Consider the following 26,972-nt stretch of genomic DNA (forward strand, 5'->3'; position numbering starts at 1 on the left):
AGCCCATACAATGTGCCGCATACCAACTTCGGGCGGGAGCAGGCATGAGTGGCATTCATTTCATTGGCGGTGAAAAGGGCGGCGTGGGCAAGTCGGTGGTTGCGCGCATTCTGGCGCAGTACCTGATCGATCATCAGTTGCCGTTCGCCGCATTCGATTCGGACCGTTCGCACGGCGCCTTGCTGCGCTATTACGGCGACTATGCCGAATCGGTGGTCATCGACCGCTACGAAAGCCTTGATGGTGTGATCGAGGCCGCCGCGGCGGGCCCCGCGCAGCGCGTGCTGGTCGATCTGGCGGCGCAGACCTATGGGCAGTTCTGGCAATGGTTTTCCGATTCCGGGGTGGCCGAACTGACGGAGGAGCTGGGCATTGCGCTGAACTACTGGCACGTGATGGACGCCAGCAGCGATTCGCTGCGTCTGCTCGGGCAATTGCTCGACGAGCGCGACGAGCGCCTGCAACTGGTGGTGGTGCTCAACGAGATCCGTGGCGACAAGTTCGAGCTGCTGGCGCACAGCGGCCTGCGCGAGCGGGCCGAGGCCGCCGGTGCGCGCTTCATGCGCCTGCACCGCCTGCCCGATGCCACCATGCAGAAGATCGACGGTGGCGGCTACAGTTTCTGGGCCGCGGCCAATGCCAGCGGCAAGGGCTTGGGACTGCTCGAGCGCCAGCGCCTCAAGGTCTGGTTGCAGCGGGCCTATGCGGAGATCGATCAACTGGGCGTCTGAGAGTCTGTTTTCGATCGTTCCGCGCGCCACGTTGCCCCGGCAGGCGCACGCTGCGGTTTCTGCATTGCCTCGTCGGGCCCGGCGGGCCGACGGCGGTTTGCCCCTTGCATCGTATCGTCTGGCGGGGCAACGTGACCCATGAAAAGATCATGAACAGGTTCTGATACGGCTCCCGCGCCGCTTTGCTACGGGTTCAGCGGGTTCGCTTGCAGCAGCGGCAGCGGATCGTAGGCACCGCCGCTGCCATAGATGCCGTAATGCAGGTGGGGTGGCGTGCCGCGGGCATTGCCGCTGTCGCCCACCGTGCCCAGCGGTTGGCCGGTGTGGACCACCGTGCCGGCCGTGATGCCTTCGGCCCAGTCCTGTAGGTGGGCGTAGTAGTGCCGTTGCCGGGCCGGGCCCAGCACCCAGACCTGGCGCCCGCCCAGGCCGCTCTCCCGCACCGAAACCACGATGCCCGGCGTGGCGCTGACGACCGGCGTCCCGCGCGGTGCGAAGATGTCCACGCCCTCATGTTTTCGGCCGCCACTGCGCGGTGCGCCATAGGTGTCCGCGATGCGGCCTGCGGCGACGCCTTGTACCGGCACAGGCAGGTGACTCGGTGGCGGCAGCCGGCCAAGCGTCCAGAACATGCGGGGCGCAGCCATGAACGGTTGCTGCCAGGCCCAGGCGGCCAGCAGTGCGATGCCGAGCAAGGCAGCCAGCCAGCCGGCGAGGCGCCGAAGCAGGGCTGGCAGTGATACGGTGGGGAGGGTCATCATCTCCTGTGCGAGTCGCCGGCCCCGTGCAGGTTCCTGCCGCCGGCCGGATCAGGCCTGGGCGGCTTCGGTCTCCGGCTCGTCCCAGCCCAGCAGCATGTCCTCGCGACCAGCCTCGCGGATGTGGGTGGGCAGGCCCATGCGGTTCATCAGGTTGATGAAGGGCTGGCAGGGCAGTTCCTCGACATTGACCATCCTGCGCACATCCCAGGTGCCCTGGGCGATCAGCAGCGCCGCGGCGGCGGCCGGCACGCCGGCGGTGTAGGAGATGCCCTGGCTGCCCACTTCGGCAAAGGCCTCGACGTGATCGGCGACGTTGTAGATGAAGATCTCGCGCGGCTGGCCGTTTTGGCTGCCCTTGACGAGGTTGCCGATGCAGGTCTTGCCCACGTAGCCCGGCGCCAGCGAGGCGGGGTCGGGCAGCACTGCCTTGACGAGCTGCAGCGGCACGACTTCCTGGCCGTTGTCCAGGCGCACCGGTTTCTCCGAGAGCAGGCCGATGTTGCGCAGCACGTTGAAGACGTTGATGTAGTGCTCGCCAAAGCCCATCCAGAAGCGGATGTTGGGCACGTCGAGGTGCTGCGAGAGCGAGTGCAGCTCGTCGTGGCCGGTCAGGTAGGCGGTCTGCGTGCCGACCACCGGCAGCTCGTCGGTGCGCTGGACCTCGAACATCCTGTTGGATTTCCACTGGCCATCCTGCCAGGACCAGACCTGGCCGGTGAACTCGCGGAAGTTGATCTCCGGGTTGAAATTGGTGGCGAAGTAGCGCCCGTGGCTGCCGGCGTTGATGTCGATGATGTCGATGGAGTCGACCTTGTCGAAGTACTCCTGCACGGCCAGCGCGGCATAAGCGTTGACGACGCCGGGGTCGAAGCCGCAGCCGAGGATGGCGGTCACGCCCTGTTCGGCGCAGCGGCCCTTGCGCTTCCACTCGTGGTTGGCGTACCAGGGGGGCGCCTCGCAGATCTTGTCCGCATCTTCGTGGATGGCGGTGTCGATGTAGGCGGCGCCGGTGGCGATGCAGGCTTCCAGCACCGACATGTTGACGAAGGCGTGGCCGAGGTTGATGACGATCTGGCTGCCGGTCTGCTCGATCAGCCGCTGCGCCGCGGCCGTGTCCATGGCGTCGAGCTGGTGGGCCTTGAGCACACCCCTGGGGTTCTGCAGCGAGCCCTTTTCATGGATGCTGTCGATGATGGCCAGGCACTTCTTGATGTTGCGCGAGGCGATGTGGATGTCGCCCAGCAGGGCGTTGTGCTGCGCGCACTTATGTGCCGCTACCTGCCCAACCCCACCAGCCCCGATGATCAATACGTTTTTCTTCATTTCGCACAAAACCTCCATTGACAAGATGCCGTCCGTGGACGGCGGACAATCCTGCTGCCGGGTGTGGCATCAGGACAGACTGCCGACGTAGTCGTCGTAACCGAAGGCGCGCACCACTTCCTCGCGGCCATCGAGGCGCCGGACCACGATGGCGGGCATGTCGACGCCGTTGAACCAGTTCTTCTTGACCATGGTGTAGCCGGCCGCATCCTCGATGGAGAGGCGGTCGCCCACCTGCAGCGGTCGCGTGAAGCGGAAGGTGCCGAACAGGTCTCCGGCCAGACAGGTCTTGCCGCCGACGATGGTCTCGTGCTCGCCCGTGTTGGGTTCGATGCGGGCGCTGTAGTCGTAGATCAGCAGATCCAGCATGTGCGCCTCGATGGAGCTGTCGACCACCGCCAGCGGCTTGCCGTTGAAGCCCACGTCCAGCACCGTCACTTCCAGCGTTGCCGCGCCGGCCACCGAGGCTTCGCCGGGTTCGAGGTACACCTGCACGCCGTGCCGCCCGGCAAACCTCCGCAGGCGCTCTGCCAGTTGCTCCAGCGGGTAGCCGGGTTCGCTGAAATGGATGCCGCCACCCAGGCTGATCCATTGCACCTGGGCGAGCAGATGGCCAAAGCGTTGTTCGATGTGGCCGAGCATCTCGTCGAAATGCTCGAAGCGCCTGTTCTCGCAGTTGTTGTGGAACATCAGGCCCGAGAGCTGGCCGATGACGGCGGCGATCTTGTCCGGATCGCTCTCGCCCAGGCGGCTGTTGGGGCGGGCCGGGTCGGCCAGCAGGTAGGGCGAATTGCTCACGCCCGGGTTGACGCGCAAGCCCACTGGTTTGCCGGCGGCGCGGGCCTTGTCGCCAAAGCGCTGCAGCTGCGCCAGCGAATTGAAGATGATCTTGTCACCGTGCGTCAGCACCGCGTCGATCTCATGGTCGGCCCAGGCCACGCTGTAGGCGTGGGTCTCGCCGCCGAACTTCTCCCGGCCCAGCCGCACCTCGTTCAGCGATGACGAGGTGCTGCCGTCCAGGTATTGCCGCATCAGCGGGAATACCGACCAGGTTGCAAAGCACTTGAGCGCCAGCAGTGCCTTCGCGCCCGAGAGCGTGCGCAGCCGCGCAATGCGCTGCATGTTGACCAGCAGCTTTTGCTCGTCGATCAGGTAATACGGTGTTTGCAGGGGGACGGCGGGAGAACGGTTCAATGCAGTGGCTCCGTGGCGATGCGGGGAGAGTGACGGTCGGGGTTGAACAAAGAACCCATGCTTCCCGGCAGTGGCTGGCTGGGCTTGCGCCGGGTGCTTGGTGGGAGAAAACCTGCGCTGCCCAGCGGGTCAGCGCATCGGAGAGGCGGGGGCGTTGGGGCCGGTCGGCTGGATCGGTGCGGCCGATGGCCGCAAATGACCGCGACGGGCCGCGCGTGCGTCGGCCGTTCGCCGGCAGACGGCGATTACCAGATGATCTGGGCCCTGCTGAAGGCCCGGCAGCCGCGAATGACGTGGTGCGCCAGCGTGTCCTGGCGCTCCCAGCGGTAGGAGGAGTTCAAGGCAAAAATCATGGCGATTCACCGACCTCGTGAAGAGAAACAGGGGAGTGACCAACCAGATGCTGCACGGGCGCTATCGCTGGCAGCTTATTTTGGATTGAGGGAGCGATTGTAGCAGCCCTGATTCCCGGCGCCTCTATCGCCCGCGATCGCTCGCCTTCACCCGCGCGGCGTATGCGGTGGCGCAACTGGTGGGAGGGGATGTCAGCGCCACAGGCTGGCCGCCAGCAGTGCCGCCACGACCCACATCATCAGGGCGACCAGGCCATCGAGCCACAGCCAGGCCCGGCTGCCTTGCAGGCGGCGGCCCAGCCACCAGCCGGCCAGGCCCAGCAGGCTGAACCAGACCGCCGAGCCGGCAATCGCCCCCCAGCCGAACACGCCGGCCATTTGCCCGTAGGCGAGCGAGGCCGTGCCGATCAGCGCGGCGGTGTCCAGCCAGGCGTGGGGGTTGAGCCAGGAAAACGCCAGCGCATGGCCGACGGCTTGCCTCCGCGTGTAATGTGCCGGCTGCGCAGGTGCTCCTGCTCCTCCTGCCGCGGCGACTGGCGACGTAAGGCCCGCGCGCCAATGCGATGCAAAGCGCTTGGCGGCTCGCCAGCCATAGGCCAGCAGGAACAGCGTGCCCGCGCCGATCAGCGCGCCGTGCAGCCTCTCCGGCAGTGGCCCGAGGTGGCCCAGGCCGTGCACGCCGATCAGGATCATGGCCATGTCGCCCAGCGCGCAGATCAGCACCGTCAGCAGCAGGTGCTGGCGGCCAAGGCCCATGCGCAGCACATGGGCATTCTGCGGGCCGATGGCCATGATCAGCGACAGGCTCAGCAGCATGCCGGAGAGGAAGACGGGGAGCATGTTCATGGCACACACGGAGGCTGAAGGAGGCGAAAGCCGAAGCGGCAGGGCGGAACGCTGCGGATTGTCGTGACTCCCGGCGTTTGTTGAAGATAATTCAATAAAAATCAATTGACTTGAGAAAAACCAAATACCGACATGTTCGACGCCCGCCAGACCGATGCCTTTCTTGCCGTGGCCCAGTGCGGCAGCTTCGCGCGCGCGGCCCAGGCGCTGGCGATTTCACTGCCCGCGGTGTCGCTGCGCATCCGCGGGCTGGAGACGGCGCTGGGCCGACGCCTGCTGGTGCGTGGCAAGCAGGTGGTGCCGACCCCTGCCGGGCAGGTGCTGCTGGCGCATCTCCGGCAGGTGCAGTCGATGGAGGCCGACCTGCAGCGGCATCTGCAAGGCGGGGCCGACGGCACCGGCAGCTGGCACAGCATGGCCATCGCGGTCAATGGCGATTCACTGGCGAGCTGGTTCCTGCCGGGGGTGGAGGCGGCGCTGCAACGGCATCGCATCGTGCTGGACATCACGCTGGACGATCAGGATTTCACCCATGCGGCGCTCAAATCGGGCGAGGTGACGGGCTGCATCAGCACGCTGGCACAGCCGCTGCGGGGCTGCTGCGCCGTGCCGCTGGGCGCGATGCGCTACCACTGCGTGGCGAGCCGGACGCTGCTGGAGCGCCTGCGCGATCCGGGCACGGGGCGGGTTTCGCTGGGGCGGCTGCTGGCGGTGCCCGCCATCATCTTCAATCGCAAGGATGGCCTGCAGGATGCTTTTCTGCAGCAGCAGTTCGGGGTGGTGCAGCCGCAGTATCCGCGCCACTTCGTGCCCTCCACCGAGGCCTATGAAAGCGCCATCGCGCTGGGGCTGGGCTGGGGCATGGTGAGTCGGCAGCAGTTGCAGCGTCGCGCCGGGCACCAGCCTGCGCTGGAAGAGGTGATCGCAGAGGCCGGACTGGACGTGCTGCTCTACTGGCACCATTGGGAGCGCGAATCACTCACCGCGCAGCGGCTGACCCTCGCCATCGTGGCGGCGGCCCGCCAGCACCTGCGGCCGTTGCCATGGGAGCGCGCATCAGGGCTTTAACACACCCAGGCCCAGCAACACGAACACCAGTACGCCCAGGGCGAGGCGATACAGCACGAAGGGCAGGTAGCTGTGGTGCGAGATCCAGCGCAGGAACACCACGATCACGCCATAGCCGCTGCCAAAGGCCACCAGCGTGGCCAGCAGCGTCGGGAAGGCGCTCACATCCGGCTGGCCCCAGCTCCTGACGAGCTGGTAGAAGCCAGAGGCCAGCACCGCCGGGATGGCCAGCAGAAAGGAGTAGCGCGCCGCCGCCTCGCGCGTGTAGCCCAGCAGCAGCCCCCCGGTGATGGTGCCGCCCGAGCGCGAGACGCCGGGAATCAGCGCCATGGCCTGCGCCAGGCCGAACAGCAGCGCATGGCGGCCATTGAGCTGCTGCAGCGGCCGCGTCCTGGCGCCGATGCGGTCGGCGAGCGCCAGCGCCAGCGCGAAGACCACCAGCATGGTCGCCGTCAGATACAGGTTGCGCAGCGAGCCCTCGATGGCCTGTTTGAAGAGCAGGCCCAGCACCACGATGGGGACGGTGCCGAGGATGATGTACCAGCCCATGCGCGCATCCGTCCCGGGCGCCTCGTGCCGTCGCCCCAGCGAGCCGCACCATGCCTGCGCGATGCGCCACAGATCCTTGCGGAAGTAGATCAGCACCGCCGCCTCGGTGCCCAACTGGGTGATGGCCGTGAAGGCCGCGCCCGGGTCGCCCCCGGAGGGCAGCAGCGGGCCGATGATGCGCAGGTGCGCGCTCGAGGAAATGGGCAGGAACTCGGTCAGGCCTTGCACCAGCCCGAGGATGATGGCTTCGATCCAGCTCATGGTGGCGGAGTATGGTGGTAGGGGGCGGAGAGACGGATGGGAGGCAGCACCGGATCGGGCGCCCTGGCGGGGCTTGCTGGCGAAGCCAGCTCTGGCGTTGTGCGCGTTCCGGCAGGACTTTAGCGCAGAAATGCCGCCGAACCGGACACCGTTCTCCCCGATGTGGCCCGCCGCCCCGATGATCGGGCAGCATGTTTTATGATGTCAAACCCATTCGGGCGTGATGGCACTGCACCGGTGGTGCTGGCGCGACCTTTGTCCGCCTGTGGTGATCCCGGCATTCAGAACCTGTTCGCAGCCCCTCCATGGTCAACGAAAACCGCCGCATCCAGTCCGTCGAGCGGGCCCTGTCATTGCTGGAGGCGCTCGCGCAAGCCGGCGGCGCGGCGCGGCTGGCCGATCTGGCCGTGCGCCTGGAGCTCGACAAGGGCACCACGCATGGCCTGCTCAACACCATGGCGGCGATGGGCTATGTGGCGCGTCACGGCACCTTGTATGCGCTGGGGTTGCGGCTGCGCGACGTGGCGCAGCCGCTCGCCGATGCCGACGCGCGCCTGCGGGCCGCATTCGGACCGGCGCTCCGGGCCCTGGCCGAGCGCAGCGGCGAGACCTGCTATCTGGCCGTGCCCTGCGGTACGCGCGACTACCTCTACATCGATGCGCTCGAAGGCTCCGGCAGCCTGCGCGTGGCCAGCCCGCGCGGACGCCGCGAAGGCCTGACCACTTCGGCCATCGGCCGGGTCTTTCTTGCGCACGAGCCGGCACTGGTGCGCAGCCTGCGGCGCGCCGGCCTGCTGCCCGGCGGGCTGGAGACGGCGCTGGTTCAGATTGCCGGGCAGGGCTACGCGCTGGACCTGCAGGAGGCCGAGCCCGGCCTGCATTGCCTGGCGATGCCGTTGCGCCAGCAGGGGCGTGTCGTGGCGGCGCTGGGCCTGGCGGGGCCCGCGCAGCGCCTGCGCGAAGCGGCGCTGCACCGGCTGGCACGCAACGCCATGCGTGATTTTTTTGACATTGTCAAAATTTAGCAGGCAATCGGCCGCTGCCCCTTCCCGTCGGCGGGCGTGGCGGGAATCATCCGGGATTCTTTCCACACCATCAGGAGTCCCCGCATGTCCCGTATCTCTCCACTTTCCGATGCCGCTGTCTGGCAGATCATCGAACGCGCCCGCGCGCAGGCGCAGCAACAGGGTTTCGCCGTATGCATCGGCGTGGTCGATGATGCCGGCCTGCTGCGCGGCTTTCTGCGCATGGATGACGCGGTGCCGGGGGCTATCGACGTGTCCATCAAGAAGGCGCGCATGGCCGCGCTGTTTCGCACCGACAGCGCCGAGATCGGTGCCGCAGCGCAGCCGGGCGGCGCCATCTACACCCTCGAGGCCACCAATGGCGGCCTGATCAGCTTTGGCGGCGGCATCGTGCTGCGCGGCGGCGATGAGCGGCCGCTTGGCGCCGTCGGCGTGGCCGGTGCCACGCTCGCGGCCGACCAGTCGCTGGCCCTGCACGCGGCGGGCCGCGCATGAGTGGCCCGCCGCCCACCCATCCCGGCGTCTGGGCGCTGGCGGTCACGGCCTTTGCCATCGGCGTGGCCGAGTTCATCGTGGTCGGCGTGCTGCCGGCCATCGCCGGGGATCTGGACGTGCCGCTGGCGCATGCCGGCTCGCTGGTGGGCCTGTATGCGCTGGCGCTGGCCCTGGGCACGCCGGTGGTCGTGCTGGCGCTGGCGCGCTGGCCTCGCAAGCCGCTGCTGCTGGGATTGGTGGCGGTCTTTCTGGCAGGCAACCTGCTCTCGGCGGTGGCCGGCAGCCATGCGATGTTGCTGGCCGGGCGCATCGTCACGGCGGTCGCGCATGGCAGTTTCTTCGCCATTGGCGCGACAGTGGCTGCCCGGCTCGCGTCCAAGGGGCAGGCCAGCGCGGCCATTGCCCTGATGTTCGCAGGCCTGACGCTGGCAATGGTGATCGGCGTGCCGCTGGGCAGCCTGATCGGCAACGCCCTGGGCTGGCGGCTGCCGTTCCATGCGGTGGCGGTGCTGGCGGCGCTGGCGCTGCTCGCCATCTGGCGGTGGGTGCCGCAACTGCCCGCGCCGGCGGCGGTGCCGGCCGGAGCGCAACTGGCGGCACTGGCCAGTGCTCCGATCCTGGCCATGATGGCCACCACCGTGCTGGGTTTTGGCGCCAGCTTTGCGGCCTTCACGTTCATCACGCCGATCTTGACGGAGGTCACCGGTTTCAGCCCGCATGCGGCCAGTTTGCTGCTGGTGGTGTTCGGCGCAGCGACGCTGGTTGGCAACCTGGCCGGTGGCCGGCTGGCGACGGGCCTGGGCTGGGCGGCGGCGCTGCGGCACATGCTGGCGGCGTTGCTGCTGTGCCTGGTGGCGCTGGCAGTACTGATGCCCTACCGCTTGCCGATGCTGGTGCTGCTGTTCGTCTGGGGAATACTGGCCTTCGGCATGTCGCCGGGCTTTCAGGCCGGCATGCTGGAGACGGCCGGCCGCTGGACGCCGGGGGCCGTGGACTTTGCCTCGGCGCTGAACATTTCGGCCTTCAACCTGGGCATCACCCTGGGCGAGACGATGGGCAGCGCCTGGGTGGCGCGCGGCCATCTGGCGCAGACGCCGTGGGCCGGGGTGCTGCTGGTGCTGCTGGCGCAATGGCCGCTGGCCTGGCTGGCGCGCGCCAACGCCCGCGCTGCAGGGCCGCTGCGCTAGGCGAGCGCCGCGGTGTGACAAATCCTGGCCGTGCCAGCGGTCCGATGGCGGTTTGCACCTTGCATCGCATCGCCTGCCGGGACAACCGAGATCCACGGAAGGATCGTGAACGGGTTCTCAGGTCTGTCTTGTATGCACCTGGGCTTGTGTGCCGGTGCCCAGATGCGCGTGGATGCGGTCGATTTGCTGGGCCAGTGCGATGTCGCGCTGGCTCAGGCCGCCGGCGTCGTGCGTGGTCAGCGTGATGTCCACGCGGTTGTAGACGTTGCGCCACTCCGGGTGGTGGTCGCTCTTCTCGGCATGCAGGGCGATCTGCGTCATGAAGGCAAAGGCCTCGGTGAAGTCACGCAGCACGAAGCGGCGGTGGATCAGCCCTCCGCGCTCGGCGGCGTACTGCCACTCGGGGATGGCCGATAGCGCGGCCTCGCGTTCCAGGTCGGTCAGGCGTTTCATGGCGGGTCCTCAGTAGGCGGGGTTGCCGTGGCCGCGTCATTCGGCCTCCAGTATGCCCGGGTTGATCGGGTGTCTTTCGAGCGACTCGAGCAAGGCCTTGAAGTTTCCTTTGCCAAAGTCCTTGCCGCCCTGGCGCTGGATGAATGCGAAGAATACCGGTCCGAGCCGTTGTTCCGAGAAAATCTGCAGCAGCAGGCGTGATGGACGCCTTGCCCAAGCCCAAGCCATGAGCGGGCAGGACTGCAGGACCTGCTTCGTGCTCGATCGCGACAAGCACACCGCGGCCGCTTTGAACGTGGCATGCTCAGGGTCCTTCTTGTTCCTGTGCTCCGTCAGCGCTACGAAGGCGCCTCGGTGCGCGCGAAGACCAAGCCATCGACCCGGCTGGCGCCGGCGGCCTGCAGGCGCATCGCCAGTGCCTGCAGGGTGGCGCCGGTGGTCATCACGTCGTCGACCAGGAGAATCCCCTGGCCGTGCAGTGGCGGCGTATCCTCGGCAAGGACAAACGCCTGTCGCAGGTTGCGCAGGCGGGCCGCCCGGCCCTGGCCAACCTGGGGCGCGGCGCCCGGCTGCCGCAGAACCAGTCGGACATCGAGCTTGTGGCGCTGGCCGCTGCGCCGCGCCAGCGCTTTGGCCAGCTCCCAGGCCTGGTTGTAGCCACGCTCCTGCAGGCGGGCGCGGGCCAGCGGCACCGGCACGATGCGATCGGCCGCGCGCACCAGGGCGCGCGCATCCGCCTGCTGCAGGCAGATGTCGGCCATGGTGCGGGCCCAAGCCGGCTGGTGCTGGAACTTGAACTGGCCGATGGCCGCCTGCCACGGATAGGCATAGTCCACCGCGGCAAAGCAATGCGCCAGAGCCGGTGGGTGGCGCAGGCAGGCGCCGCAGTGTTGTCCCGGCACCGGTGTGGGCAGTGCGCAGCGCGGGCAGCGTGGGCGGGCGCCGCCAAAGCTGTGCAGGCAATCGGCACACACGCCGCAAACGCCGGCAGGCCGGCTCCAGCTCGGCCAAGTGCGGCAGAAGGCGCACTGGAAAGGCAGCAGGCGGGTCAACGCGGACAGCATGGCGGCATGATAAGGGCGGTAGGGCTGCGCCGATTTTCCTGCCGTGTCCTGCCAGCAGGGCTTTGCCAATGTTCTTATACTGCGATGCCTGCGGGCGTCGAGACACGCGGGCTGCCGTCCCGGTCGCCGCCCTGCGCGCCCTGCCCAGGGCCTCAATGGGCGCCTGCCTGTTGCGTCCCAGGCGTTGCCTCTCATTTTGGTTCGCTTCCCCAGCGCCTGCGCTGCCCATTTGCCCGTCGCCATGCCTGCCTCTGCCTCCCACACCGACGTTCCGCCCAGCCTCGATCCGGTGGCACTGGCGCGCTGGCAGGCCCGGCCGCTGGCGGCCAGTCCCTGGCTGCACGAGGAAGTGGGGCGGCGCATGCAGGAGCGGCTGGCGTGGATAGTCAAGCAGCCCGCAAGCTGGTGCGACTGGGAGCCCGTGCGCGGCGGCGTGCAGGCGCATGCGCTGGTGGCGGCGCACTATCCCAAGGCGCGCCAGTTCATCGTGCACGGGCAGCCCGCCAACCAGCGCCTGGCCCAGTCGCTCTGGCAGCCCTCGGTTGTCTCGCGCTGGCTGCGCAGCGTGCCGGCCGTGTCGTTCGCGACGCCCGCGCAACAATCGGTGCAGATGCTCTGGGCCAACATGCACCTGCACCAGGCTATCAGCCCGCCGCAGACCATCCAGGCCTGGGCTGGCTTGCTGGAGCCGCAGGGCTTTCTGATGTTCTCCTGCCTGGGGCCGGATACCGCCATAGAGTTGCGCCAGATCTACGCCCGGCGCGGCTGGCCGCCGCCAGCGCAGGAGTACACCGACATGCACGACCTGGGCGACATGCTGGTGCAACAGGGCTTTGCCGAGCCGGTCATGGACATGGAGCACATCCGCCTGCAATTCCCGGATGCCGTGCGCCTGCTGGCCGAACTGCGCGAACTGGGCCGCAACTTCCACCCCGGCCGCTTTGGCGGGTTGCGTGGGCGGCAGTGGCAGCGCACGCTGATGGAAGACATCGCCGGCCTGGCCGATGCGAGCGGCGCGATCACGCTGACCTTCGAGGTGATCTACGGCCATGCCATCAAGGCGCCGCCGCGCATGGCCATGGCCGAGCAGACCCGCATCAGCCTCGACGATATGCGCGCGACCTTGCAAAAGCGGCCTTGAATGGCAACCGCTGAATGGCGGCGCATCGAGCGGCCTCCAGACGGGCTGGCGGACCTGCCGGGAAACTGTATTCCTCCCGGGGGAATGCCGAATCCGGCAAAATGACGGGTTGACTGCGGCTTGACAAGGGTGGCGATGGGCTTGGTCCACGCCTATCGAGCCTGGCCCGACGGCTTCGCCGCCAGCCAGGAACCAGGATCCGTCCAGACCCGCCCACCGATTTCCAGACCCTCCGACCGTTCTTCAGGCCTTGCGTTTCTTGCGGCATTTTCCCGATGCGTGATCCATCCTCCAAGGGCGAACCCCAGCACCCGCATGGTCAGGTGCTGGGCATGGCTGTGCATGCATTGCCGGCGGCTACGCCGCAGGCGCTGGATGCGCTGGCGCGCGAGCGGCAGGACCGCCATGCGCGCTGGAAGATGCTGGGCATTCTGCTGGTGTGCGCCGCGCCGGTGCTGGCCTCGTACATCACCTACTTCGTGATTCGGCCGCTCGAGCGCGGCATCCATGGCCGGCTGATCGAGCCGCCGCGCGCCATGCCCGATGTGCTGCGGCCGCTGGCCGGCCAGTGGCTGCTGGTGAGTGTCTCGGGCGGTGCCTGCCGGGCACAGTGCCAGAACAACCTGTATTTCCAGCGCCAGTTGCATGACGCGCTGGGTGCGGAAGGCTTGCGGCTGGACTGGGCCTGGCTGATCACCGACGAGCAGCCCATCGAGGCGCGCTGGCAGGCGGCGCTGCAGGAACCAGGTGCGCAGGCGCTGCATGTGCCGGGGCAGGTGCTGACGCCATGGCTGGAGCCGGCCCCCCATCACCGCCTGCCAGACCACCTGTACCTGCTCGATCCGGATGGCAACTGGGTGATGCGCCTGCCGCCGGGCATCGACCTGGAGAATGCCGCTGACATCCGCCAGGATCTGGCGCGTCTCATCCAGGCCGAGCCGTTGGCTCGCCGCCCTGGCGCTGCCACGGACATTGCGGAGTGATGCACGCATGAATGCCGAGGTCGCCCTCTACGACTGGTCGCCACTGCTCAACATGTTGCTGGTGGGCGGACTGATCGCGCTTGTGCCGCTGGCCTGGGTGTGGCGGCGCAATCGCCAGCGCGGCACGCGCGGCTTGCTGCAGGCCCTGACGGTGCTGACCCTGTTCCTGACTTTCGACCTGGTGCTGTTCGGCGCCTTCACGCGCCTGACCGACTCGGGCCTGGGCTGTCCGGATTGGCCGGGCTGCTACGGCAGCGCCAGTCCGATTGGCGCGCGTGCGCACATCAGCGCGGCGCAGGAGGCCGTGCCGATGGGGCCGGTGACGCACAGCAAGGCCTGGATCGAGATGATCCACCGTTACCTGGCCACCACGGTGGGCGCGCTGATCGTGGTGCTGACGGTGGCTGCCTGGTGGTACTGGCGCCGCCGGCGCCGCATTGCGGAGGCCTATGCCTGGCAGGTCGCACCGCCGAACGCAGGCAAGCTGATGCCCGGCGGCTGGCCGGCCACGCCCAGTCCGCTGTGGCCCACGCTGACGCTCTTTTGGGTGTGCCTGCAGGGCGCCTTCGGCGCCTGGACGGTGACGATGAAGCTGTTTCCGGCCATCGTCACGCTGCATCTGTTCGGCGGCATCGTGCTGCTGATGCTGCTGTGCCTGCAGGCGGTGCAGTGGCGCCATTGCAATGAGCGGTTGACGCCGCTGGGCGTGCCCGCCGGCCTCAAGCGCCTGATGGCAGTGGCGTGCGTGGCGCTGCTGGCGCAGATCGCGCTGGGCGGCTGGGTCAGCACCAACTACGCGGTGCTCGCCTGCAGCACCTTTCCGGACTGCAACGGCGCCTGGTGGCCCGAGATGCATTTCGCGCAGGGTTTCGAGATCTGGCGCGCGCTGGGCTACCAGGGCAATGGCCGCCCGCTCGATTTTCCGGCTCTGGTGGCCATCCACTACACGCACCGCCTGTTCGCAGTGCTGGTGACACTGCTGCTGGGCCTGCTGATCGCGCAATTGTTCCAGCGCGGCCAGGAACTGCGCCGCGCCGCGCGCTGGCTGCTGGCGCTGCTGGCGCTGCAACTGCTGACGGGCCTCTCGAATGTGGTGCTGGGCTGGCCATTGCTGGCCGCCGTGCTGCACACCGGTGGCGCGGCCGCACTGGCGCTGGTGATGACCTGGCTGCTGGCGCGCACGCGCGGCAATACCCGGCACGCCGTCTCCACCCCCTTGTTCACCGCATCCAACTGGGCTCACCAGGTGGATACGACTGCTGTAAGAGAACGTTCCTATGACTGACGCCACCTTGCCGGCGGCCCGGCGCTCGCGCTGGTCCCAATTCTGGGTGCTGACCAAACCCCGGGTTGTGCAACTGATCGTCTTCTGTGCCTTCATCGGCATGGTGCTGGCCATTCCCGGCCTGCCCGATGCGGCCGCCAGCGTGCGCATCCTGGTGGCCTGCTTCGGCATCTGGCTGGTGGCCTCGGCGGCGGCGGCCTTCAACTGCCTGGTCGAGAAGAACATCGATGTGCGCATGAAGCGCACGGCCTGGCGCCCCACCGCGCGCGGCGAGCTGCCCGACTGGCAGGCACTGCTGTTCTCGGGCCTGCTGTGCGGCGCCGGCTGCCTGCTGCTGTGGCTCTACGTCAATCCGCTGACGATGTGGCTGACGCTGGCCACCTTCGTCGGCTATGCGGTGATCTACACCGTGGTGCTCAAGCCGTTGACGCCGCAGAACATCGTCATCGGCGGAGCCTCTGGCGCGATGCCGCCGGTACTGGGCTGGGCGGCCATGCGCGGTGACCTGGCGCCCGAGGCCTGGCTGCTGTTCCTGATTATCTTCGTCTGGACGCCGCCGCACTTCTGGGCGCTGGCACTCTACCGCATCGACGACTACCGGCGCTCGGGCCTGCCGATGCTGCCGGTCACGCACGGCCGCGAGTTCGCCAGCCTGCACGTGTTCCTCTACACGCTGATCCTGCTGGCAGCTTGCCTGCTGCCGGTGGTCTATGGCATGAGTTCGTGGCTGTATTTCTTTGTCGCGCTGTTTCTCAGTGGCGGCTTCTGCTGGTATGGTTTCCGGCTCTGGCGCAATTATTCGGACGCGCTGGCGCGCCGTACCTTCCGTTGGTCGCTGTGGCATCTGAGCGGCATTTTTGCCGCGCTGCTGGTGGACCACTACCTGTTCTGAGGAGGCATTCGCAATGGTGAAGATGGTGCAGATGGGGCGCCGGCAGCTGCTGGCGCTGACCCTCGCGGGTGCTGCCGCGCTCGGGCTGGCTGCGTGCAGGCAGGAGCCGGCCAAGCCAAGCTTCCATTCCGTCGACATCAGCGGTGCCAGCTATGCCAAGGACTGGCACATGCCCGATGCCAACGGGCAGCCGCGCAGCCTGGCCGATTTCGCCGGCAAGGCCGTCTATGTGTTCTTCGGCTTCGCCCAGTGCCCGGACGTGTGCCCGACCACCATGCTGGAGATGGCCGAAGTCAAGCAGGCCTTGGGTGCGGATGGCGACAGGCTGCAGATCGTCTTCGTGACCGTGGACCCCGAGCGCGACACGCCGGAGATCATGCGCGCCTACATTGGCAGCTTCGACCCCGATGCCGTGGCGCTGGTCGGCAGCCCCGAGCAGGTGGCGGCCATGGCCAAGGACTTCAAGGTGTTTTACCAGAAGGTGCCCGGCCCTTCCGAGAGCACCTACACCATCGACCATTCGGCCGGCGGCTACCTGTACGATCCGCAAGGCCAGCTGCGCCTCTATGTCAAGTACGGCACGCCGATGGACCAGCTGACCGCCGACATCCGCACGTTGCTGCAGGGCCATTGAACGCATTGAGCACGGCTCCGCGCGCCCGGGGGCATCAGCGGGGCTCAGAACTTGTTCACGACCGCGGGCCGATGCTCACGAGTCGATGCGGATGTGCTGCTCGCGGATGATGGTGCCCAGCGCCTCGGTGTCGGCGGCGATACGGTCGCGCAGCGCTTTGGCGCTGGTGTCGCCTACCACCCAGCCCTGTTCCAGCAGCTTTTGCCGCGCCTCGGGGATGGCCAATGCTTCTGTCACGGCCTCGCGCAGGCGCGCCTGGATCTCCGGCGGCAGCGTGGCGGGGGCCGCCACCGCATTCCAGACCTCCAGGTCCAGTCCCTTCGCGCCGAGCTCCTGCAGGCTGGGCAAATTGCCGGTGAGCGCGCTGCGCGTCGCCGAGGTGATGCCGATCAGCGCCACGCGGCCGGCCTTCTGCTGGGCCAGCGCCATGGCCGGCGGCAGCAGCGACATCTGGATCTCGCCGCTGATGACCGCTTGCAGCGCCTGTGGATTGCCCTGGTAGGGTACATGCAGCGGCGCGATGCCGGTGCGGCTTTTGAGCAGTTCCATGCCCAGGTGGGCTACCGTGCCCAGCCCCGGCGAACCATAGTTCCAGCGGTCGCCCGCCTGCCGGGCCTTGTCAAGAAACTGGGCGGGCTCCAGGCCTTGCGCCAGCTGTGCGTTGGCGGTCAGCACATAGGGGGCCGAGCCGATCAGCGCGATCGGGGCCAGGTCCGTCAGCGGATCGAAACCCAGCTTTGGGTTGAGCAGCCGGGCAATCGTCATGTTGCCGTTGATCATCACGCTGATCGTGTGCTGGTCGCTGGCTCGCGCCAATGCCGCCGCGGCGATGTTGCCGCCGGCACCGCTGCGGTTCTCCACGATGACCGGTTGCGCGCTAAGGACCGGGGCCAGGTATTCGACCAGCAGGCGTGCCGTCAGGTCCGGCGAGGAGCCGCCGGGAAAGCCCACCAGCACCTTGACGGGCTGGCTGGGCCAGGCCGCAGCGGCACCGGCAGCCTGGCCCAGCCGGGCCAGGGGCAGTGTCGCCAGGCCAGCGAGGGCCTGGCGCAGGAGCTGGCGTCGATCGGTGCGGAAGGGCGTGAAACGGGTCATGGTGAGTGTGGTGGTGTCAAGCCGGCGCCAGTGTGCCAGCGCCGGCGGCAAAAAGAAAGGCTGCTTGCGCAGCCTGGTCGGGATATCCGGCGCCGGAGTGGCGGATACCGGGGGCATCATGCCGCAGCCGGCTCGGCGGTCATGGCCTTTCTCATTTTCTTCATGGCGGCCGCCTCGATCTGGCGGATGCGCTCGGCGCTGACGCCGTATTCGCTCGCCAGCTCGTGCAGCGTCATGCCGCCACTGCCGTCGTCATTGACGTTGAGCCAGCGTTCCTGGACGATGCGGCGGCTGCGGTCGTCGAGCGTGTCCAGCGCTTTCTCGATGCCGGTGCTGGCCAGTGCGTCGCGCTCGCGGCTCTCCAGCACGGCCGTGGGCTCCTGCGAGTGGTCGCTGAGGTAGGCAATCGGCGCCAGATAGGCGCTGTCGTCATCGCTGGGCGTCGGGTCCAGCAGCACGTCGCCGCCGGCCAGGCGCGTTTCCATCTCGATGACTTCCTCGCGCTTGACCTTGAGCTGGTCGGCCATCTGGTCGATCTCGGCGTCGGTCAGGGCGCTGCGGTAGCTCTCGCCGTCGGTCATGGCGTGTTCGGCCTTGAGCTCGTTCTTGAGCGAGCGCAGGTTGAAGAACAGCTTGCGCTGCGCCTTGGTGGTTGCCACCTTGACCATGCGCCAGTTCTTCAGGATGTACTCGTGGATTTCCGCCTTGATCCAGTGCAGCGCATAGCTGACCAGGCGCACACCCTGGTCCGGATCGAAGCGGCGCACGGCCTTCATCAGGCCGATGTTGCCTTCCTGGATCAGGTCGCCCTGCGGCAGGCCGTAGCCAAGGTATTGCCTTGAAACGGCGACGACCACCCGCAGATGGGACATCACCAGCCGGCCGGCGGCTTCCACGTCATTGTGGTCGCGCAGGCGCCGGGCGTAGGCCTGCTCTTCCTCGGGGGTGAGCATGGGCATGCGGTTGACAGCGGAGATGTACGCATCCAGGTTGCCGAGAGCGGGCAGGGCGGGCCATTGGCTGGCCGTGGCTGCGGCCAGCGCCGTGGTTTGCGTTGTCGATGTCATGTATGGGGTTCCTTTCCATGCCGTCGGCTTTGGCGCCAGCATGCATGTGTGATATTAGCACTCCTGTTGGAGGGCATGCCAAGGCAAAGGTTCCCGGGTGCCGTCGCGCCCCGGCCGGTTGGCCGGGCAGCGCTGCACTGACGGCGGCAGCGCCCGCCTGGCAACGGTTCAGTGCGAGCGGATCATCGTGCCGTAGGGCGTGTCGGTGAGGATTTCCAGCAGCATCGCGTGCGGCACGCGTCCGTCGATGATGTGCACCGAGTTGACGCCGCTCTTGGCGGCGTCCAGGGCGCCGGAGATCTTGGGCAGCATGCCGCCGGAGATGGTCCCGTCGGCAAACAGCGCGTCGATCTCGCGCGCCGAGAGATTGGTCAGCAGCTTGCCGTCCTGATCGAGCACGCCGGGTGTGTTGGTCAGCAGCATCAGCTTCTCGGCCTTGAGCACCGAGGCGAGCTTGCTGGCCACCACGTCCGCGTTGATGTTGTAGCTCTCGTTCTGCTCACCATAGCCAAGCGGGCTGATGACGGGGATGAAGGCGTCGTCCTGCAGTGCCTTGACGACGCTCGGGTCGATGCTGAGGATGTCGCCGACCTGGCCGATGTCGTGCAGGACGCTCGGGTCCTTGTGGTCGGCCATCTTGAGCTTCTGGGCGCGGATGAAGGCGCCGTCGCGGCCCGTCAGGCCCACTGCCTTGCCACCGGCCTGGTTGATCAGGCCGACGATGTCCTGCTGCACTTCGCCGGCCAGCACCCATTCGACCACCTCCATGGTCTCGGCGTCGGTCACGCGCATGCCCTGGATGAACTGGCCGGTCTTGCCCAGGCGCTTGAGAGCCGACTCGATCTGCGGGCCGCCGCCGTGCACCACCACCGGATTGATCCCCACCAGCTTGAGCAGCACCACATCTTCGGCAAAGGCCGCCTGCAGGTCCGGCTGCGTCATGGCATTGCCGCCGTACTTGATGACCATGGTCTTGCCGTGGAACTTGCGGATGTAGGGCAGGGCCTGCGAGAGGATGTCGGCCTTGTCGCGTGGCGTGATCTTGGGCGTGTCGGTCATGGCTGTGCGAGAGTTTGCAAGGGTTGTCGAAGGCGGAGAAAGTGCTGACTGGCGCGATTGTGCACGAAGATCGGCAGCCGCCGCATCAGCGCGGCTGCGCGGCGCGGGCCTCGATCAGCTGCGCGGCCAGCTCGGCGAAGCCCTGGCCGCGCGGCTGCGTGCTCACGTAGCGGGGCAGGTGCTGCATGCGTGGCGCAAAGCGCGCGATGTTGGCCACGCCGACGCTGTGGATGAAGTGCTCGAACATGCGCTCGTCATTGGTCGAATCGCCGATGTAGACCCATTGTGCGAGCTGCTCGTCCAGTTCCTGGCCACGCAGCGTCCGCAGGATCCAGTGCGCGCCCTGCCATTTGTCGTGCTCGCCATACCAGCCATTGATGTGGATCGAACTGACGGTCGCGTGCATTCCGGCCGCACGCATGATGGCCACGACTTGCTCGATGGCTGCGGTCGGCAGGGTGTGGAATTCGCTGTGGTCGATGGCGATGTCGCACTCGCGCCCGGCCGAATCGGCTGCCAGCCGTGCCTCGGGCACGTGTTGCAGGATCTGCGCCGCCACGGCCTGCATGCGGATATGGTTGCGGGCGCGGGTGTCGGCATCCTGCTGGTAGATCTTCTCGGGGTGGCTTGCCCCCGGCGTACGGACGAAGGCCACTGCACCATTTTCGGCCACCAGTGCGTCAAGCGGCCATGCGGCGGCGAACGGGGCGCTCCAGCCGGCCGGCCGGCCGGTGATGGCGATCAGCGCAAAGCCTTGCGCCCTGAGGGCGCCCAGCGCCTCCAGCGCGGCTGGCTCGATGCGGCCGTCGGCCGTGAGCGTGTCGTCGATGTCGGTCATCACGCCGCGCACCATGGCGCGCTGGGTCATTGGCCAGCCCGAGAGGGGCTGCAGGAACAAGGCCGGGGGCAGGGTGCTGCTTGCCATGGGATGCAGAATGGATTGTGTAAGAATGCACCAAACTGGCGCAACAAGCGACGAAACGCCCCTAAAAAGGGCGATGGTGCATGTAGAGCCGGGTGGCATGCACCTTGCTTGTGTTTATTGGTGAAAAAAACCGGTTTTCACATATAGTAAGGGACATCGCGTTTGTCATGTAGCAACAAAAATTGCGATCCGGTACAAATGTGATCCCGGCCGTTCGGCCGGGTCAATACGTCCTTGTTTGCCTATCTGGTAAGGAGCTGAAATGAAGAAACATCTGTTTGCGCTGACGCTGATGGCAGCGGCCACCGCGGTCTGTGCGCAATCGAACACGCTGGACAAGATCAAGAACACCGGTGAAATCACACTTGGTGTGCGCGAGTCCTCTGGGCTGGGCTACACCCTGGGCAATGGCAAGTATGTCGGTTTCCATACCGAAATGGCCGAGAACATCGTCAAGGACCTGGAAAAGGACGTTGGCAAGGCGATCAAGATCAACTACCAGCCGGTGACCTCGCAGAACCGCATCCCCCTGGTGACCAATGGCACCGTGGATCTGGAGTGCGGCTCCACCACCAACAACACCGCCCGCCAGAAGGACGTGGACTTCGCCTACACGACCTATGTGGAGGAAGTGCGCATCGCCACCAAGGCCAATTCCGGCATCAACTCGGTGGCCGATCTCAATGGCAAGACCCTGGCCGTGACGACCGGCACCACTTCGGTGCAGACGCTGCGCAAGCACCGCCGTGCCGAGGGTGTGAACTTCCGTGAAGTGATGGGCAAGGACCACGCCGACAGCTTCCTGCTGCTGGAGACCGGCCGTGCCGATGCTTTCATCATGGACGGCTCCATCCTGGCTGCCAACATCTCCAAGGCCCGCAACCCGGCCGACTACAAGATCGTCGGCGAAGTGCTGTCGGTCGAGCCGATCGCCTGCATGCTGCGCAAGAACGACGAGGCCTTCAAGGACGCCGTCAACAAGAGCATCGTGCGCCAGATCGGTGATGGCACACTGGAAAACCTGTGGGACAAGTGGTTCCTGAAGCCGACGCCGCCGGCCAACACGGTGGTGGGTCTGCCTTTGTCCGATAGTACCCGTGCTGCCTGGGCCAACCCCAACAGCAAGCCGATGGAAGACTACACCATCGAGTAAGACCGGGCTTGCCCCCTTGACCTGGGGGCGCCCTTCGCTGACGCTCCGCTGGAACCGGATGGTTCATCCGTACCACGGGGCGTTTTTTGATACTTCCACATGACACTGGGACCGTTGCAGTGAGGAGAAAAGAATGAATTGGGATTGGCAAGTTTTCTGCCAGGACAACATCACCCAGGAAGTTGTGGCCGGCTGCTTTGGCAAGGGAGGCGATGTCACCTACCTTGACTGGATGCTTTCTGCCTGGGGTTGGACGGTCTCGGTTTCCGTGCTGGCACTGGCGTTGGCGCTGGTGGCAGGCTCCATCATCGGCGTGATCCGCACTCTGCCGGACAGTCCGTGGCTGGTGCGTTTTGGCAATGCGTGGGTGGAGCTGTTTCGCAACATCCCGCTGCTGGTACAGATTTTCCTGTGGTACCACGTGGTGCCCAGCGTGATTCCCGCGTTCCGCGGGGTTTCGGGTTTTATCCTGGTGGTGTTCGCCCTGGGCTTCTTCACTTCGGCGCGGATCGCCGAGCAGGTGCGCGCGGGCATCCAGGCGCTGCCGCGCGGCCAGCGCTACGCCGGCATGGCGCTGGGCTTCACGACCTGGCAGTACTACCGCTATGTGCTGCTGCCGATGGCCTATCGCATCATCATTCCGCCGCTGACGAGCGAGTCGATGAACATCTTCAAGAACTCGTCGGTGGCCTTTGCCGTCTCGATCGCCGAGCTGACCATGTTCGCCATGCAGGCGCAGGAGGAAACCTCGCGCGGCATCGAGATCTACCTGGCAGTCACCGGCCTCTACGTCTTCTCGGCCTTCATGATCAACCGCATCATGGCGTTCATCGAAAAGAAAACGCGCATCCCTGGCTTCATTGTCAGTGGCGCGGCGGGAGGGCATTGACATGCAGTTCGACTGGTCTTTCTTCACCTGGGACATCTTCAGCAACTATGTCCTCAAGGGTCTGTATTTCAGTGTCTACCTCACGGTGATCGCCACGCTCGGCGGCATCCTGTTCGGCACGCTGCTGGCGATGATGCGGCTGTCGGGCAGCAAGTGGCTGGAGATCCCTGCCACCATCTACGTCAACGGCATGCGCAGCATCCCGCTGGTGATGGTGATCCTCTGGTTCTTCCTGCTGGTGCCGCTGATCATCGGCCGCTCGGTGGGTACCGAGGTCTCGGCCATCATCACCTTCGTGGCCTTCGAGGCGGCCTATTTCAGCGAGATCATGCGCGCGGGCATCCAGTCCATCTCGCGCGGCCAGGTCTACGCCGGGCGGGCGCTGGGCATGACATATGGGCAGAACATGCGGCTTGTGATCCTGCCGCAGGCCTTCCGCAACATGCTGCCGGTGCTGCTGACGCAGACCATCATCCTGTTCCAGGACACCTCGCTGGTCTACGCCATCGGAGCCTACGACATGCTCAAGGGCTTCGAGACCGCCGGCAAGAACTTCGGCCGCCCGATCGAGGCCTACGTGGGCGCGGCCGTGGTCTATTTCATCATCTGTTATTCGCTGTCGTGGGTGGTCAAGCGCCTCCACCAGAAGATTGCCATCATTCGCTAAGGGAGTTGCACCATCATGATTGAACTGAAGAATGTCTCCAAGTGGTACGGTGACGTGCAGGTCCTCAACGAGTGCTCGACCCGCATCGAAAAGGGCGAGGTGGTGGTGGTGGCCGGGCCTTCGGGTTCGGGCAAGTCCACGCTGATCAAGACCATCAATGCGCTCGAGCCTTTCCAGAAGGGCGAGATCTGGGTCGATGGCGTGCCGGTGCACGACCCCAAGACCAACCTGCCCAAGCTGCGCAGCCGCGTCGGCATGGTGTTCCAGCACTTCGAGCTGTTTCCGCACCTGACGGTGACGGAGAACTTGACCATCGCGCAGATCAAGGTGCTCGGCCGCCGTGCCGACGAGGCCAAGACCCGCGGCCTGAAAATGCTCGACCGCGTGGGCCTGATGGCGCACAAGGACAAGTTTCCGGGCCAGCTCTCGGGCGGCCAGCAGCAGCGCGTGGCGATTGCCCGGGCGCTGTCGATGGACCCGATCGTCATGCTGTTCGACGAGCCGACTTCGGCGCTGGACCCGGAAATGGTCGGCGAGGTGCTGGACGTGATGGTGGGTCTGGCCAACGAAGGCATGACCATGATGTGCGTGACCCATGAAATGGGCTTTGCGCGCAAGGTCGGCAGCCGCGTGATCTTCATGGACGTGGGTGGCAAGATCCTCGAGGATTGCACCACCGAGGAATTCTTCGGCAACCCGGATGCGCGCCAGCCGCGCACCAAGGATTTCCTGCACAAGATCCTGTCGCACTGATCGGGTGCACGGATGGTGGCGTGCGCCACGCCACAGAAAAAGCGCCCGGGGCTCAAGGCACCGGGCGCTTTTTCATGCCGGACGCTGCGTCCTCAGAACAGATTCTCAGCGCTGCCGCAGCAGGCGCGCCGCATCCAGCGCGAAGTAGGTCAGGATGCCGTCGGTGCCAGCGCGTTTGAAGGCCAGCAGGCTCTCCATCATGACCGCATCGTGGTCCAGCCAGCCGTTTTGCACGGCGGCCTTGATCATCGCGTATTCGCCGCTGACCTGGTAGGCGAAGGTGGGCACGCCGAAGGCGTCCTTGACGCGGCGCACCACATCCAGATACGGCAGGCCGGGCTTGACCATCACCATGTCGGCACCTTCGGCCAGGTCGAGGGCGACTTCGCGCAGCGCCTCGTCGCTGTTGGCCGGGTCCATCTGGTAGGTCTTCTTGTCGCTCTTGCCGAGGTTGCCGGAGCTGCCCACGGCGTTGCGGAACGGGCCGTAGAAGGCGCTGGCGTACTTGGCCGCATAGGACATGATGCGCGTGTGGATGTGGCCATGCGCTTCCAGCGCGCGGCGAATGGCGCCGATGCGTCCGTCCATCATGTCGCTGGGCGAGAGGATGTCCACCCCCGCCTCGGCGTGCGAGAGCGACTGGCGGATCAGTGCCTCGATGGTTTCGTCGTTGAGGATGTAGCCGCTCTCGTCGATCAGGCCATCCTGGCCATGCGTGGTGTAGGGGTCGAGGGCCTGGTCGGTCATCACGCCCAACTCTGGCAGGCGCGATTTGAGGGCCCGCACGGCGCGCTGGATGATGCCGTCCTCGGCCCAGGCGGCGGCGCCATCGGCGGTCTTGGCTGCGGGATCGGGCACACCGAAGAGATCGATCACCGGCACGCCGAGTTCCAGTGCTTCCTCGCCGACCTTGAGCAGCTCGTCGATCGAGAGGCGTTCGACGCCCGGCATCGAGGGCACGGGCAGGCGGCCCTGTTCCTCGTGCACGAATACCGGCAGGATCAGGTCACCAGCCGTGAGCACGTTTTCGCGCATCAGGCGGCGGGAGAAATCGTCACGGCGCATGCGGCGCGGACGGGCGAGGGGATAGGGGGAATCAATGATTTGCATACGGGGAAGGCAGGAATGGCGGGGCAGACGCTGGCGGGGCCGCGCGCCGATAGGGTGAACTGTACTCTATGCCCCATGCCCCGGTGCCACGCCGCTTCGGCACACGGGCGGTGGGGCTGATGTCGGTCAAGCAATGGTGCTTGGAGCAGCTGTATCAGCGAATGGGCGGAGGGCCCTGGCCGTCCGCTTCGGCGGCGATCCAGGCGGCAGCCTTCTCTGCCATCATCAGCACGGCCGCAGCGGTGCCGCCACCAGTGAGCACCGGCATGGCCGAGGCATCGACCACGCGCAGGCCCTGGGTGCCGCGCACGCGCAGGCGCAGATCGAGGGCGGCATCGACATCGCTGGCGGCGCCCATGCGCGCGGAGCCGACCAGGTGGCCAGCGCCGCGCGCCGTGGCGGCCAGGGTATCGGGCAGTATTCCCGCATGGGTGGCGGCATCGACGTCGGTGTTTCGGGCATCTGCGGACGACTGCCAGCACGGGCGCCAGGCCTGCAGCGCCGGCTGGCGGGCCATGCGTTGCACCAGTTGAATGGCCGCTGCCGTCAGGCGCCGGTCCTCGGGGCTGGCCGGGCCATCGAGCGAGATCCGCGGCGCCGCGTCGTGCGCCCGGCCGGTGATGGCCACAGAGCCCCGGCTGGTGGGGTGCAGTGCATGGGCATGGAAGGTGAGGGAGGGGCGGGCTCCGTCCGGGCCGCCGGGATCGACGCTCGGTGGCGGCAGCGGACTGACCAGAAAGCCGATGTCGGCAGGCCCGGCCGATGCCGCACTGCATGCAAAGCCGCCCAGCGGCGTGGGTGCGCAGCTCCATGGACCCTGGCGCTGCAGGGCGAAGCGGGTGGCATCCTGCCAGCGCAGCCGCGCGGGCCGGTGGGTGTGGGCATCGTTGGCATGGCGTCGCGGTGCCGCTGCACCATCCGCCCCGGCGCCGCCATGGAGCTGGTAGTGCAGCGGCACCAGCCAGTGGTCCTGCAGATGGGCGCCGACGGCGGGCAGGTCCACACGCGGCGCGATCTGGTGCTGCGCCAGCAGCCGGGCCGGGCCGATGCCTGAGCGCTGCAGCAGCAGCGGGGTCTGGAGGGCGCCGGCGCAGAGGATGACTTCGCGGCTGGCGCGCACCTGCAGCATTTCCTGGCCGGTCCATACCGCGACTCCGGTGCAGCGCAAGGGCTGCATGGCATCGTCGAAGCACAGCTCGGCGGCATGGGCGCCGTTCCAGATTTCCACGTTCGGGCGGCCGTAGCAGGCCGGGCGCAGAAAGGCCCTGGCGCTGTTCCAGCGCAGGCCCCGGTGCTGGTTGAGGGCAAACAGTCCCACGCCGTGGAGGCGGCCGCGGTTGAAATCCCCGATCCTGGGCAGGCCGGCCTGCTCGGCGGCGCCGAGGACGGCCCGCAGTTGCGGCATGGCCGGAAGGGTCGCGCCAGCAGGGTCATGGGCGGCCTGCACCTTCCACTCTCCTCCGGCATGCCGATGGGCGAGGGCGGCAGCGTAGTCCAGTGCCTGCGGCTGGGGCGCTGCCCTGGTCTTGTGGCGCAGGCGCTGTGCTTCGGTCTGCCGCGCATGCCAGGCATTGGCCGGTCCGTCATGGTCCTCGTGCTGCATGAAGAAGGGCAGCACATGTTCCCAGCGCCAGCCGTCGTCGCCGGTCAGCGCGGCCCAGCGCGCATAGTCGCTGGCGTCACCGCGCAGGTACAGCATGCGGCCGATGCTGCTGCTGCCGCCCAGGCCCTTGCCGGCATGGATGGCACCCGATGAGCCGCTGGCGTAGCGCCAGTCGGTGCGCGGGTTGCCCAGGCAGTGCGGCTGGCCGCCGGGCAGATGGATCCACAGGTAGTCGTCACGCCGGCCGGCCTCGACCAGCAGTACGCGCCGGTGCGCGTTGGCGCTCAGGCGGTTGGCCAGCAGGGCGCCGGCGGTGCCGGCGCCGACGATGACATAGTCGAATTGGGGTCCAGCGGATGTGTCGCTCATTCAAGCAGCCTGTCAAAAAGCCCGGTTGGCACGAGCC

Annotated in this window: 27 protein-coding genes and 1 pseudogene; 14 read left to right on the top strand and 14 right to left on the bottom strand. The window is 67.0% G+C overall.

The features are described from left to right. Positions 1–44: 44 nt before the first annotated feature. Positions 45–731 (top strand): nucleotide-binding protein, encoded by a 687-nt coding sequence (locus tag EV687_RS15395; RefSeq protein WP_122229391.1) that lies wholly within the window; start codon positions 45–47, stop codon positions 729–731. Positions 732–916: 185 nt separating this feature from the next. Here the strand turns inward: EV687_RS15395 and EV687_RS15400 are convergent, their stop codons facing one another. The 4 genes from EV687_RS15400 to EV687_RS15415 all read right to left on the bottom strand — a co-directional run bounded on the left by EV687_RS15400 (position 917) and on the right by EV687_RS15415 (position 5,208). Next, positions 917–1,489, bottom strand: a complete 573-nt coding sequence (locus tag EV687_RS15400; RefSeq protein ID WP_122229902.1) for a M23 family metallopeptidase — start codon at positions 1,487–1,489, stop codon at positions 917–919. Between the two features lie 51 nt (positions 1,490–1,540). Then, the gene (locus EV687_RS15405) at positions 1,541–2,815 is read right to left on the bottom strand and encodes a saccharopine dehydrogenase family protein (RefSeq protein ID WP_122229389.1); all 1,275 of its coding nucleotides are present in this window, start codon (positions 2,813–2,815) and stop codon (positions 1,541–1,543) included. Positions 2,816–2,884: 69 nt separating this feature from the next. Beyond that, complete coding sequence (locus tag EV687_RS15410) at positions 2,885–3,937, bottom strand: carboxynorspermidine decarboxylase (RefSeq protein WP_122229900.1); 1,053 nt, start codon at positions 3,935–3,937, stop codon at positions 2,885–2,887. Positions 3,938–4,554: 617 nt separating this feature from the next. Further along, complete coding sequence (locus EV687_RS15415; protein ID WP_122229387.1) at positions 4,555–5,208, bottom strand: LysE/ArgO family amino acid transporter; 654 nt, start codon at positions 5,206–5,208, stop codon at positions 4,555–4,557. 132 nt (positions 5,209–5,340) lie between these two features. Between EV687_RS15415 and argP the strand changes: the two genes are divergently transcribed. Beyond that, on the top strand, positions 5,341–6,276 hold the full coding sequence (gene argP, locus EV687_RS15420; RefSeq protein WP_122229385.1) for an HTH-type transcriptional regulator ArgP: 936 nt from the start codon (positions 5,341–5,343) through the stop codon (positions 6,274–6,276). Here argP and EV687_RS15425 read toward each other — a convergent pair. Continuing rightward, positions 6,265–7,086 carry an undecaprenyl-diphosphate phosphatase gene (locus EV687_RS15425; protein ID WP_122229383.1) on the bottom strand — a complete coding sequence of 274 codons (822 nt, stop codon included), beginning with the start codon at positions 7,084–7,086 and terminating at the stop codon, positions 6,265–6,267. The two genes, argP and EV687_RS15425, sit on opposite strands and share 12 nt — an antisense overlap. 305 nt (positions 7,087–7,391) lie before the next feature. Here EV687_RS15425 and EV687_RS15430 point away from each other — a divergent pair, with 305 nt between their 5' ends. The 3 genes from EV687_RS15430 to EV687_RS15440 all read left to right on the top strand — a co-directional run bounded on the left by EV687_RS15430 (position 7,392) and on the right by EV687_RS15440 (position 9,793). After that, complete coding sequence (locus EV687_RS15430) at positions 7,392–8,111, top strand: IclR family transcriptional regulator (protein WP_122229378.1); 720 nt, start codon at positions 7,392–7,394, stop codon at positions 8,109–8,111. An 84-nt stretch (positions 8,112–8,195) separates the two neighbouring features. Next, positions 8,196–8,606: a GlcG/HbpS family heme-binding protein gene (locus EV687_RS15435; protein WP_122229376.1), complete on the top strand. Its 411-nt coding sequence runs from the start codon at positions 8,196–8,198 to the stop codon at positions 8,604–8,606. Beyond that, on the top strand, positions 8,603–9,793 hold the full coding sequence (locus EV687_RS15440; RefSeq protein ID WP_122229374.1) for an MFS transporter: 1,191 nt from the start codon (positions 8,603–8,605) through the stop codon (positions 9,791–9,793). The genes EV687_RS15435 and EV687_RS15440 overlap by 4 nt, the downstream gene beginning before the upstream one ends. Before the next feature lie 117 nt (positions 9,794–9,910). Here EV687_RS15440 and EV687_RS15445 read toward each other — a convergent pair whose 3' ends face one another. The 3 genes and pseudogenes from EV687_RS15445 to EV687_RS15455 form a co-directional block, all read right to left on the bottom strand. Beyond that, on the bottom strand, positions 9,911–10,246 hold the full coding sequence (locus EV687_RS15445; RefSeq protein WP_122229372.1) for a 4a-hydroxytetrahydrobiopterin dehydratase: 336 nt from the start codon (positions 10,244–10,246) through the stop codon (positions 9,911–9,913). A 36-nt stretch (positions 10,247–10,282) separates the two neighbouring features. Continuing rightward, positions 10,283–10,450, bottom strand: a pseudogene (locus EV687_RS15450) (4-hydroxyphenylpyruvate dioxygenase); the annotation flags it as partial. Between the two features lie 134 nt (positions 10,451–10,584). Next, entirely contained in the window at positions 10,585–11,148 is a 564-nt protein-coding gene (locus EV687_RS15455) for a ComF family protein (RefSeq protein ID WP_242612674.1), read from the bottom strand. A gap of 403 nt (positions 11,149–11,551) precedes the next feature. Here EV687_RS15455 and EV687_RS15460 point away from each other — a divergent pair, with 403 nt between their 5' ends. The 5 genes from EV687_RS15460 (at position 11,552) to EV687_RS15480 (ending at position 16,245) form a co-directional block, all read left to right on the top strand. Then, positions 11,552–12,451, top strand: a complete 900-nt coding sequence (locus EV687_RS15460) for a biotin synthase (protein ID WP_122229369.1) — start codon at positions 11,552–11,554, stop codon at positions 12,449–12,451. 275 nt (positions 12,452–12,726) lie between these two features. Next, positions 12,727–13,434, top strand: coding sequence for a hypothetical protein (locus EV687_RS18990; protein ID WP_162846608.1), 708 nt, complete (start codon positions 12,727–12,729; stop codon positions 13,432–13,434). A gap of 7 nt (positions 13,435–13,441) precedes the next feature. Further along, positions 13,442–14,719: a COX15/CtaA family protein gene (locus EV687_RS15470; protein ID WP_122229363.1), complete on the top strand. Its 1,278-nt coding sequence runs from the start codon at positions 13,442–13,444 to the stop codon at positions 14,717–14,719. Then, on the top strand, positions 14,712–15,611 hold the full coding sequence (gene cyoE / locus EV687_RS15475) for a heme o synthase (protein WP_122229361.1): 900 nt from the start codon (positions 14,712–14,714) through the stop codon (positions 15,609–15,611). Before EV687_RS15470 ends, cyoE begins: the two co-directional genes overlap by 8 nt. Positions 15,612–15,624: 13 nt before the next feature. Beyond that, positions 15,625–16,245 carry an SCO family protein gene (locus tag EV687_RS15480; RefSeq protein ID WP_423201099.1) on the top strand — a complete coding sequence of 207 codons (621 nt, stop codon included), beginning with the start codon at positions 15,625–15,627 and terminating at the stop codon, positions 16,243–16,245. Between the two features lie 75 nt (positions 16,246–16,320). Here the strand turns inward: EV687_RS15480 and EV687_RS15485 are convergent, their stop codons facing one another. The 4 genes from EV687_RS15485 to EV687_RS15500 all read right to left on the bottom strand — a co-directional run bounded on the left by EV687_RS15485 (position 16,321) and on the right by EV687_RS15500 (position 20,358). After that, entirely contained in the window at positions 16,321–17,340 is a 1,020-nt protein-coding gene (locus tag EV687_RS15485; protein WP_122229881.1) for a Bug family tripartite tricarboxylate transporter substrate binding protein, read from the bottom strand. A gap of 116 nt (positions 17,341–17,456) precedes the next feature. Then, the gene (rpoH, locus tag EV687_RS15490) at positions 17,457–18,407 is read right to left on the bottom strand and encodes an RNA polymerase sigma factor RpoH (protein ID WP_122229359.1); all 951 of its coding nucleotides are present in this window, start codon (positions 18,405–18,407) and stop codon (positions 17,457–17,459) included. A gap of 168 nt (positions 18,408–18,575) precedes the next feature. Further along, positions 18,576–19,466 carry an acetylglutamate kinase gene (argB, locus tag EV687_RS15495; RefSeq protein ID WP_122229356.1) on the bottom strand — a complete coding sequence of 297 codons (891 nt, stop codon included), beginning with the start codon at positions 19,464–19,466 and terminating at the stop codon, positions 18,576–18,578. 85 nt (positions 19,467–19,551) lie between these two features. Next, on the bottom strand, positions 19,552–20,358 hold the full coding sequence (locus tag EV687_RS15500) for an HAD family hydrolase (protein WP_122229879.1): 807 nt from the start codon (positions 20,356–20,358) through the stop codon (positions 19,552–19,554). A gap of 295 nt (positions 20,359–20,653) precedes the next feature. Here EV687_RS15500 and EV687_RS15505 point away from each other — a divergent pair, with 295 nt between their 5' ends. The 4 genes from EV687_RS15505 to EV687_RS15520 all read left to right on the top strand — a co-directional run bounded on the left by EV687_RS15505 (position 20,654) and on the right by EV687_RS15520 (position 23,853). Next, positions 20,654–21,544, top strand: coding sequence for an amino acid ABC transporter substrate-binding protein (locus EV687_RS15505; protein ID WP_122229354.1), 891 nt, complete (start codon positions 20,654–20,656; stop codon positions 21,542–21,544). A 133-nt stretch (positions 21,545–21,677) separates the two neighbouring features. Further along, complete coding sequence (locus EV687_RS15510) at positions 21,678–22,433, top strand: amino acid ABC transporter permease (protein WP_122229352.1); 756 nt, start codon at positions 21,678–21,680, stop codon at positions 22,431–22,433. Between the two features lies 1 nt (position 22,434). Continuing rightward, a complete protein-coding gene (locus EV687_RS15515) occupies positions 22,435–23,100 on the top strand; it encodes an amino acid ABC transporter permease (RefSeq protein WP_122229350.1) in 666 nt (221 codons plus the stop codon). A gap of 15 nt (positions 23,101–23,115) precedes the next feature. Continuing rightward, positions 23,116–23,853, top strand: coding sequence for an amino acid ABC transporter ATP-binding protein (locus EV687_RS15520; protein ID WP_122229348.1), 738 nt, complete (start codon positions 23,116–23,118; stop codon positions 23,851–23,853). 105 nt (positions 23,854–23,958) lie between these two features. Here EV687_RS15520 and hemB read toward each other — a convergent pair whose 3' ends face one another. Then, positions 23,959–24,963 carry a porphobilinogen synthase gene (gene hemB / locus EV687_RS15525; protein ID WP_122229346.1) on the bottom strand — a complete coding sequence of 335 codons (1,005 nt, stop codon included), beginning with the start codon at positions 24,961–24,963 and terminating at the stop codon, positions 23,959–23,961. Positions 24,964–25,117: 154 nt separating this feature from the next. Next, positions 25,118–26,935, bottom strand: a complete 1,818-nt coding sequence (locus EV687_RS15530; RefSeq protein WP_122229344.1) for a GMC family oxidoreductase — start codon at positions 26,933–26,935, stop codon at positions 25,118–25,120. Positions 26,936–26,972 lie beyond the last annotated feature (37 nt).

It is taken from the genome of Corticibacter populi (genome assembly GCF_004217315.1).
Taxonomy (GTDB): domain Bacteria; phylum Pseudomonadota; class Gammaproteobacteria; order Burkholderiales; family Burkholderiaceae_C; genus Lampropedia; species Lampropedia populi.

Bases quoted from the DNA above. Each gene is read 5' to 3' on its own strand.
- EV687_RS15395 (WP_122229391.1), top strand. From the start codon at position 45: ATGAGTGGCATTCATTTCATTGGCGGTGAAAAGGGCGGCGTGGGCAAG.
- EV687_RS15400 (WP_122229902.1), bottom strand. From the start codon at position 1,489: ATGACCCTCCCCACCGTATCACTGCCAGCCCTGCTTCGGCGCCTCGCC.
- EV687_RS15405 (WP_122229389.1), bottom strand. From the start codon at position 2,815: ATGAAGAAAAACGTATTGATCATCGGGGCTGGTGGGGTTGGGCAGGTA.
- EV687_RS15410 (WP_122229900.1), bottom strand. From the start codon at position 3,937: ATGCAGCGCATTGCGCGGCTGCGCACGCTCTCGGGCGCGAAGGCACTG.
- EV687_RS15415 (WP_122229387.1), bottom strand. From the start codon at position 5,208: ATGAACATGCTCCCCGTCTTCCTCTCCGGCATGCTGCTGAGCCTGTCG.
- argP (WP_122229385.1), top strand. From the start codon at position 5,341: ATGTTCGACGCCCGCCAGACCGATGCCTTTCTTGCCGTGGCCCAGTGC.
- EV687_RS15425 (WP_122229383.1), bottom strand. From the start codon at position 7,086: ATGAGCTGGATCGAAGCCATCATCCTCGGGCTGGTGCAAGGCCTGACC.
- EV687_RS15430 (WP_122229378.1), top strand. From the start codon at position 7,392: ATGGTCAACGAAAACCGCCGCATCCAGTCCGTCGAGCGGGCCCTGTCA.
- EV687_RS15435 (WP_122229376.1), top strand. From the start codon at position 8,196: ATGTCCCGTATCTCTCCACTTTCCGATGCCGCTGTCTGGCAGATCATC.
- EV687_RS15440 (WP_122229374.1), top strand. From the start codon at position 8,603: ATGAGTGGCCCGCCGCCCACCCATCCCGGCGTCTGGGCGCTGGCGGTC.
- EV687_RS15445 (WP_122229372.1), bottom strand. From the start codon at position 10,246: ATGAAACGCCTGACCGACCTGGAACGCGAGGCCGCGCTATCGGCCATC.
- EV687_RS15460 (WP_122229369.1), top strand. From the start codon at position 11,552: ATGCCTGCCTCTGCCTCCCACACCGACGTTCCGCCCAGCCTCGATCCG.
- EV687_RS18990 (WP_162846608.1), top strand. From the start codon at position 12,727: ATGCGTGATCCATCCTCCAAGGGCGAACCCCAGCACCCGCATGGTCAG.
- EV687_RS15470 (WP_122229363.1), top strand. From the start codon at position 13,442: ATGAATGCCGAGGTCGCCCTCTACGACTGGTCGCCACTGCTCAACATG.
- cyoE (WP_122229361.1), top strand. From the start codon at position 14,712: ATGACTGACGCCACCTTGCCGGCGGCCCGGCGCTCGCGCTGGTCCCAA.
- EV687_RS15480 (WP_423201099.1), top strand. From the start codon at position 15,625: ATGGTGAAGATGGTGCAGATGGGGCGCCGGCAGCTGCTGGCGCTGACC.
- EV687_RS15485 (WP_122229881.1), bottom strand. From the start codon at position 17,340: ATGACCCGTTTCACGCCCTTCCGCACCGATCGACGCCAGCTCCTGCGC.
- rpoH (WP_122229359.1), bottom strand. From the start codon at position 18,407: ATGACATCGACAACGCAAACCACGGCGCTGGCCGCAGCCACGGCCAGC.
- argB (WP_122229356.1), bottom strand. From the start codon at position 19,466: ATGACCGACACGCCCAAGATCACGCCACGCGACAAGGCCGACATCCTC.
- EV687_RS15505 (WP_122229354.1), top strand. From the start codon at position 20,654: ATGAAGAAACATCTGTTTGCGCTGACGCTGATGGCAGCGGCCACCGCG.
- EV687_RS15510 (WP_122229352.1), top strand. From the start codon at position 21,678: ATGAATTGGGATTGGCAAGTTTTCTGCCAGGACAACATCACCCAGGAA.
- EV687_RS15515 (WP_122229350.1), top strand. From the start codon at position 22,435: ATGCAGTTCGACTGGTCTTTCTTCACCTGGGACATCTTCAGCAACTAT.
- EV687_RS15520 (WP_122229348.1), top strand. From the start codon at position 23,116: ATGATTGAACTGAAGAATGTCTCCAAGTGGTACGGTGACGTGCAGGTC.
- hemB (WP_122229346.1), bottom strand. From the start codon at position 24,963: ATGCAAATCATTGATTCCCCCTATCCCCTCGCCCGTCCGCGCCGCATG.
- EV687_RS15530 (WP_122229344.1), bottom strand. From the start codon at position 26,935: ATGAGCGACACATCCGCTGGACCCCAATTCGACTATGTCATCGTCGGC.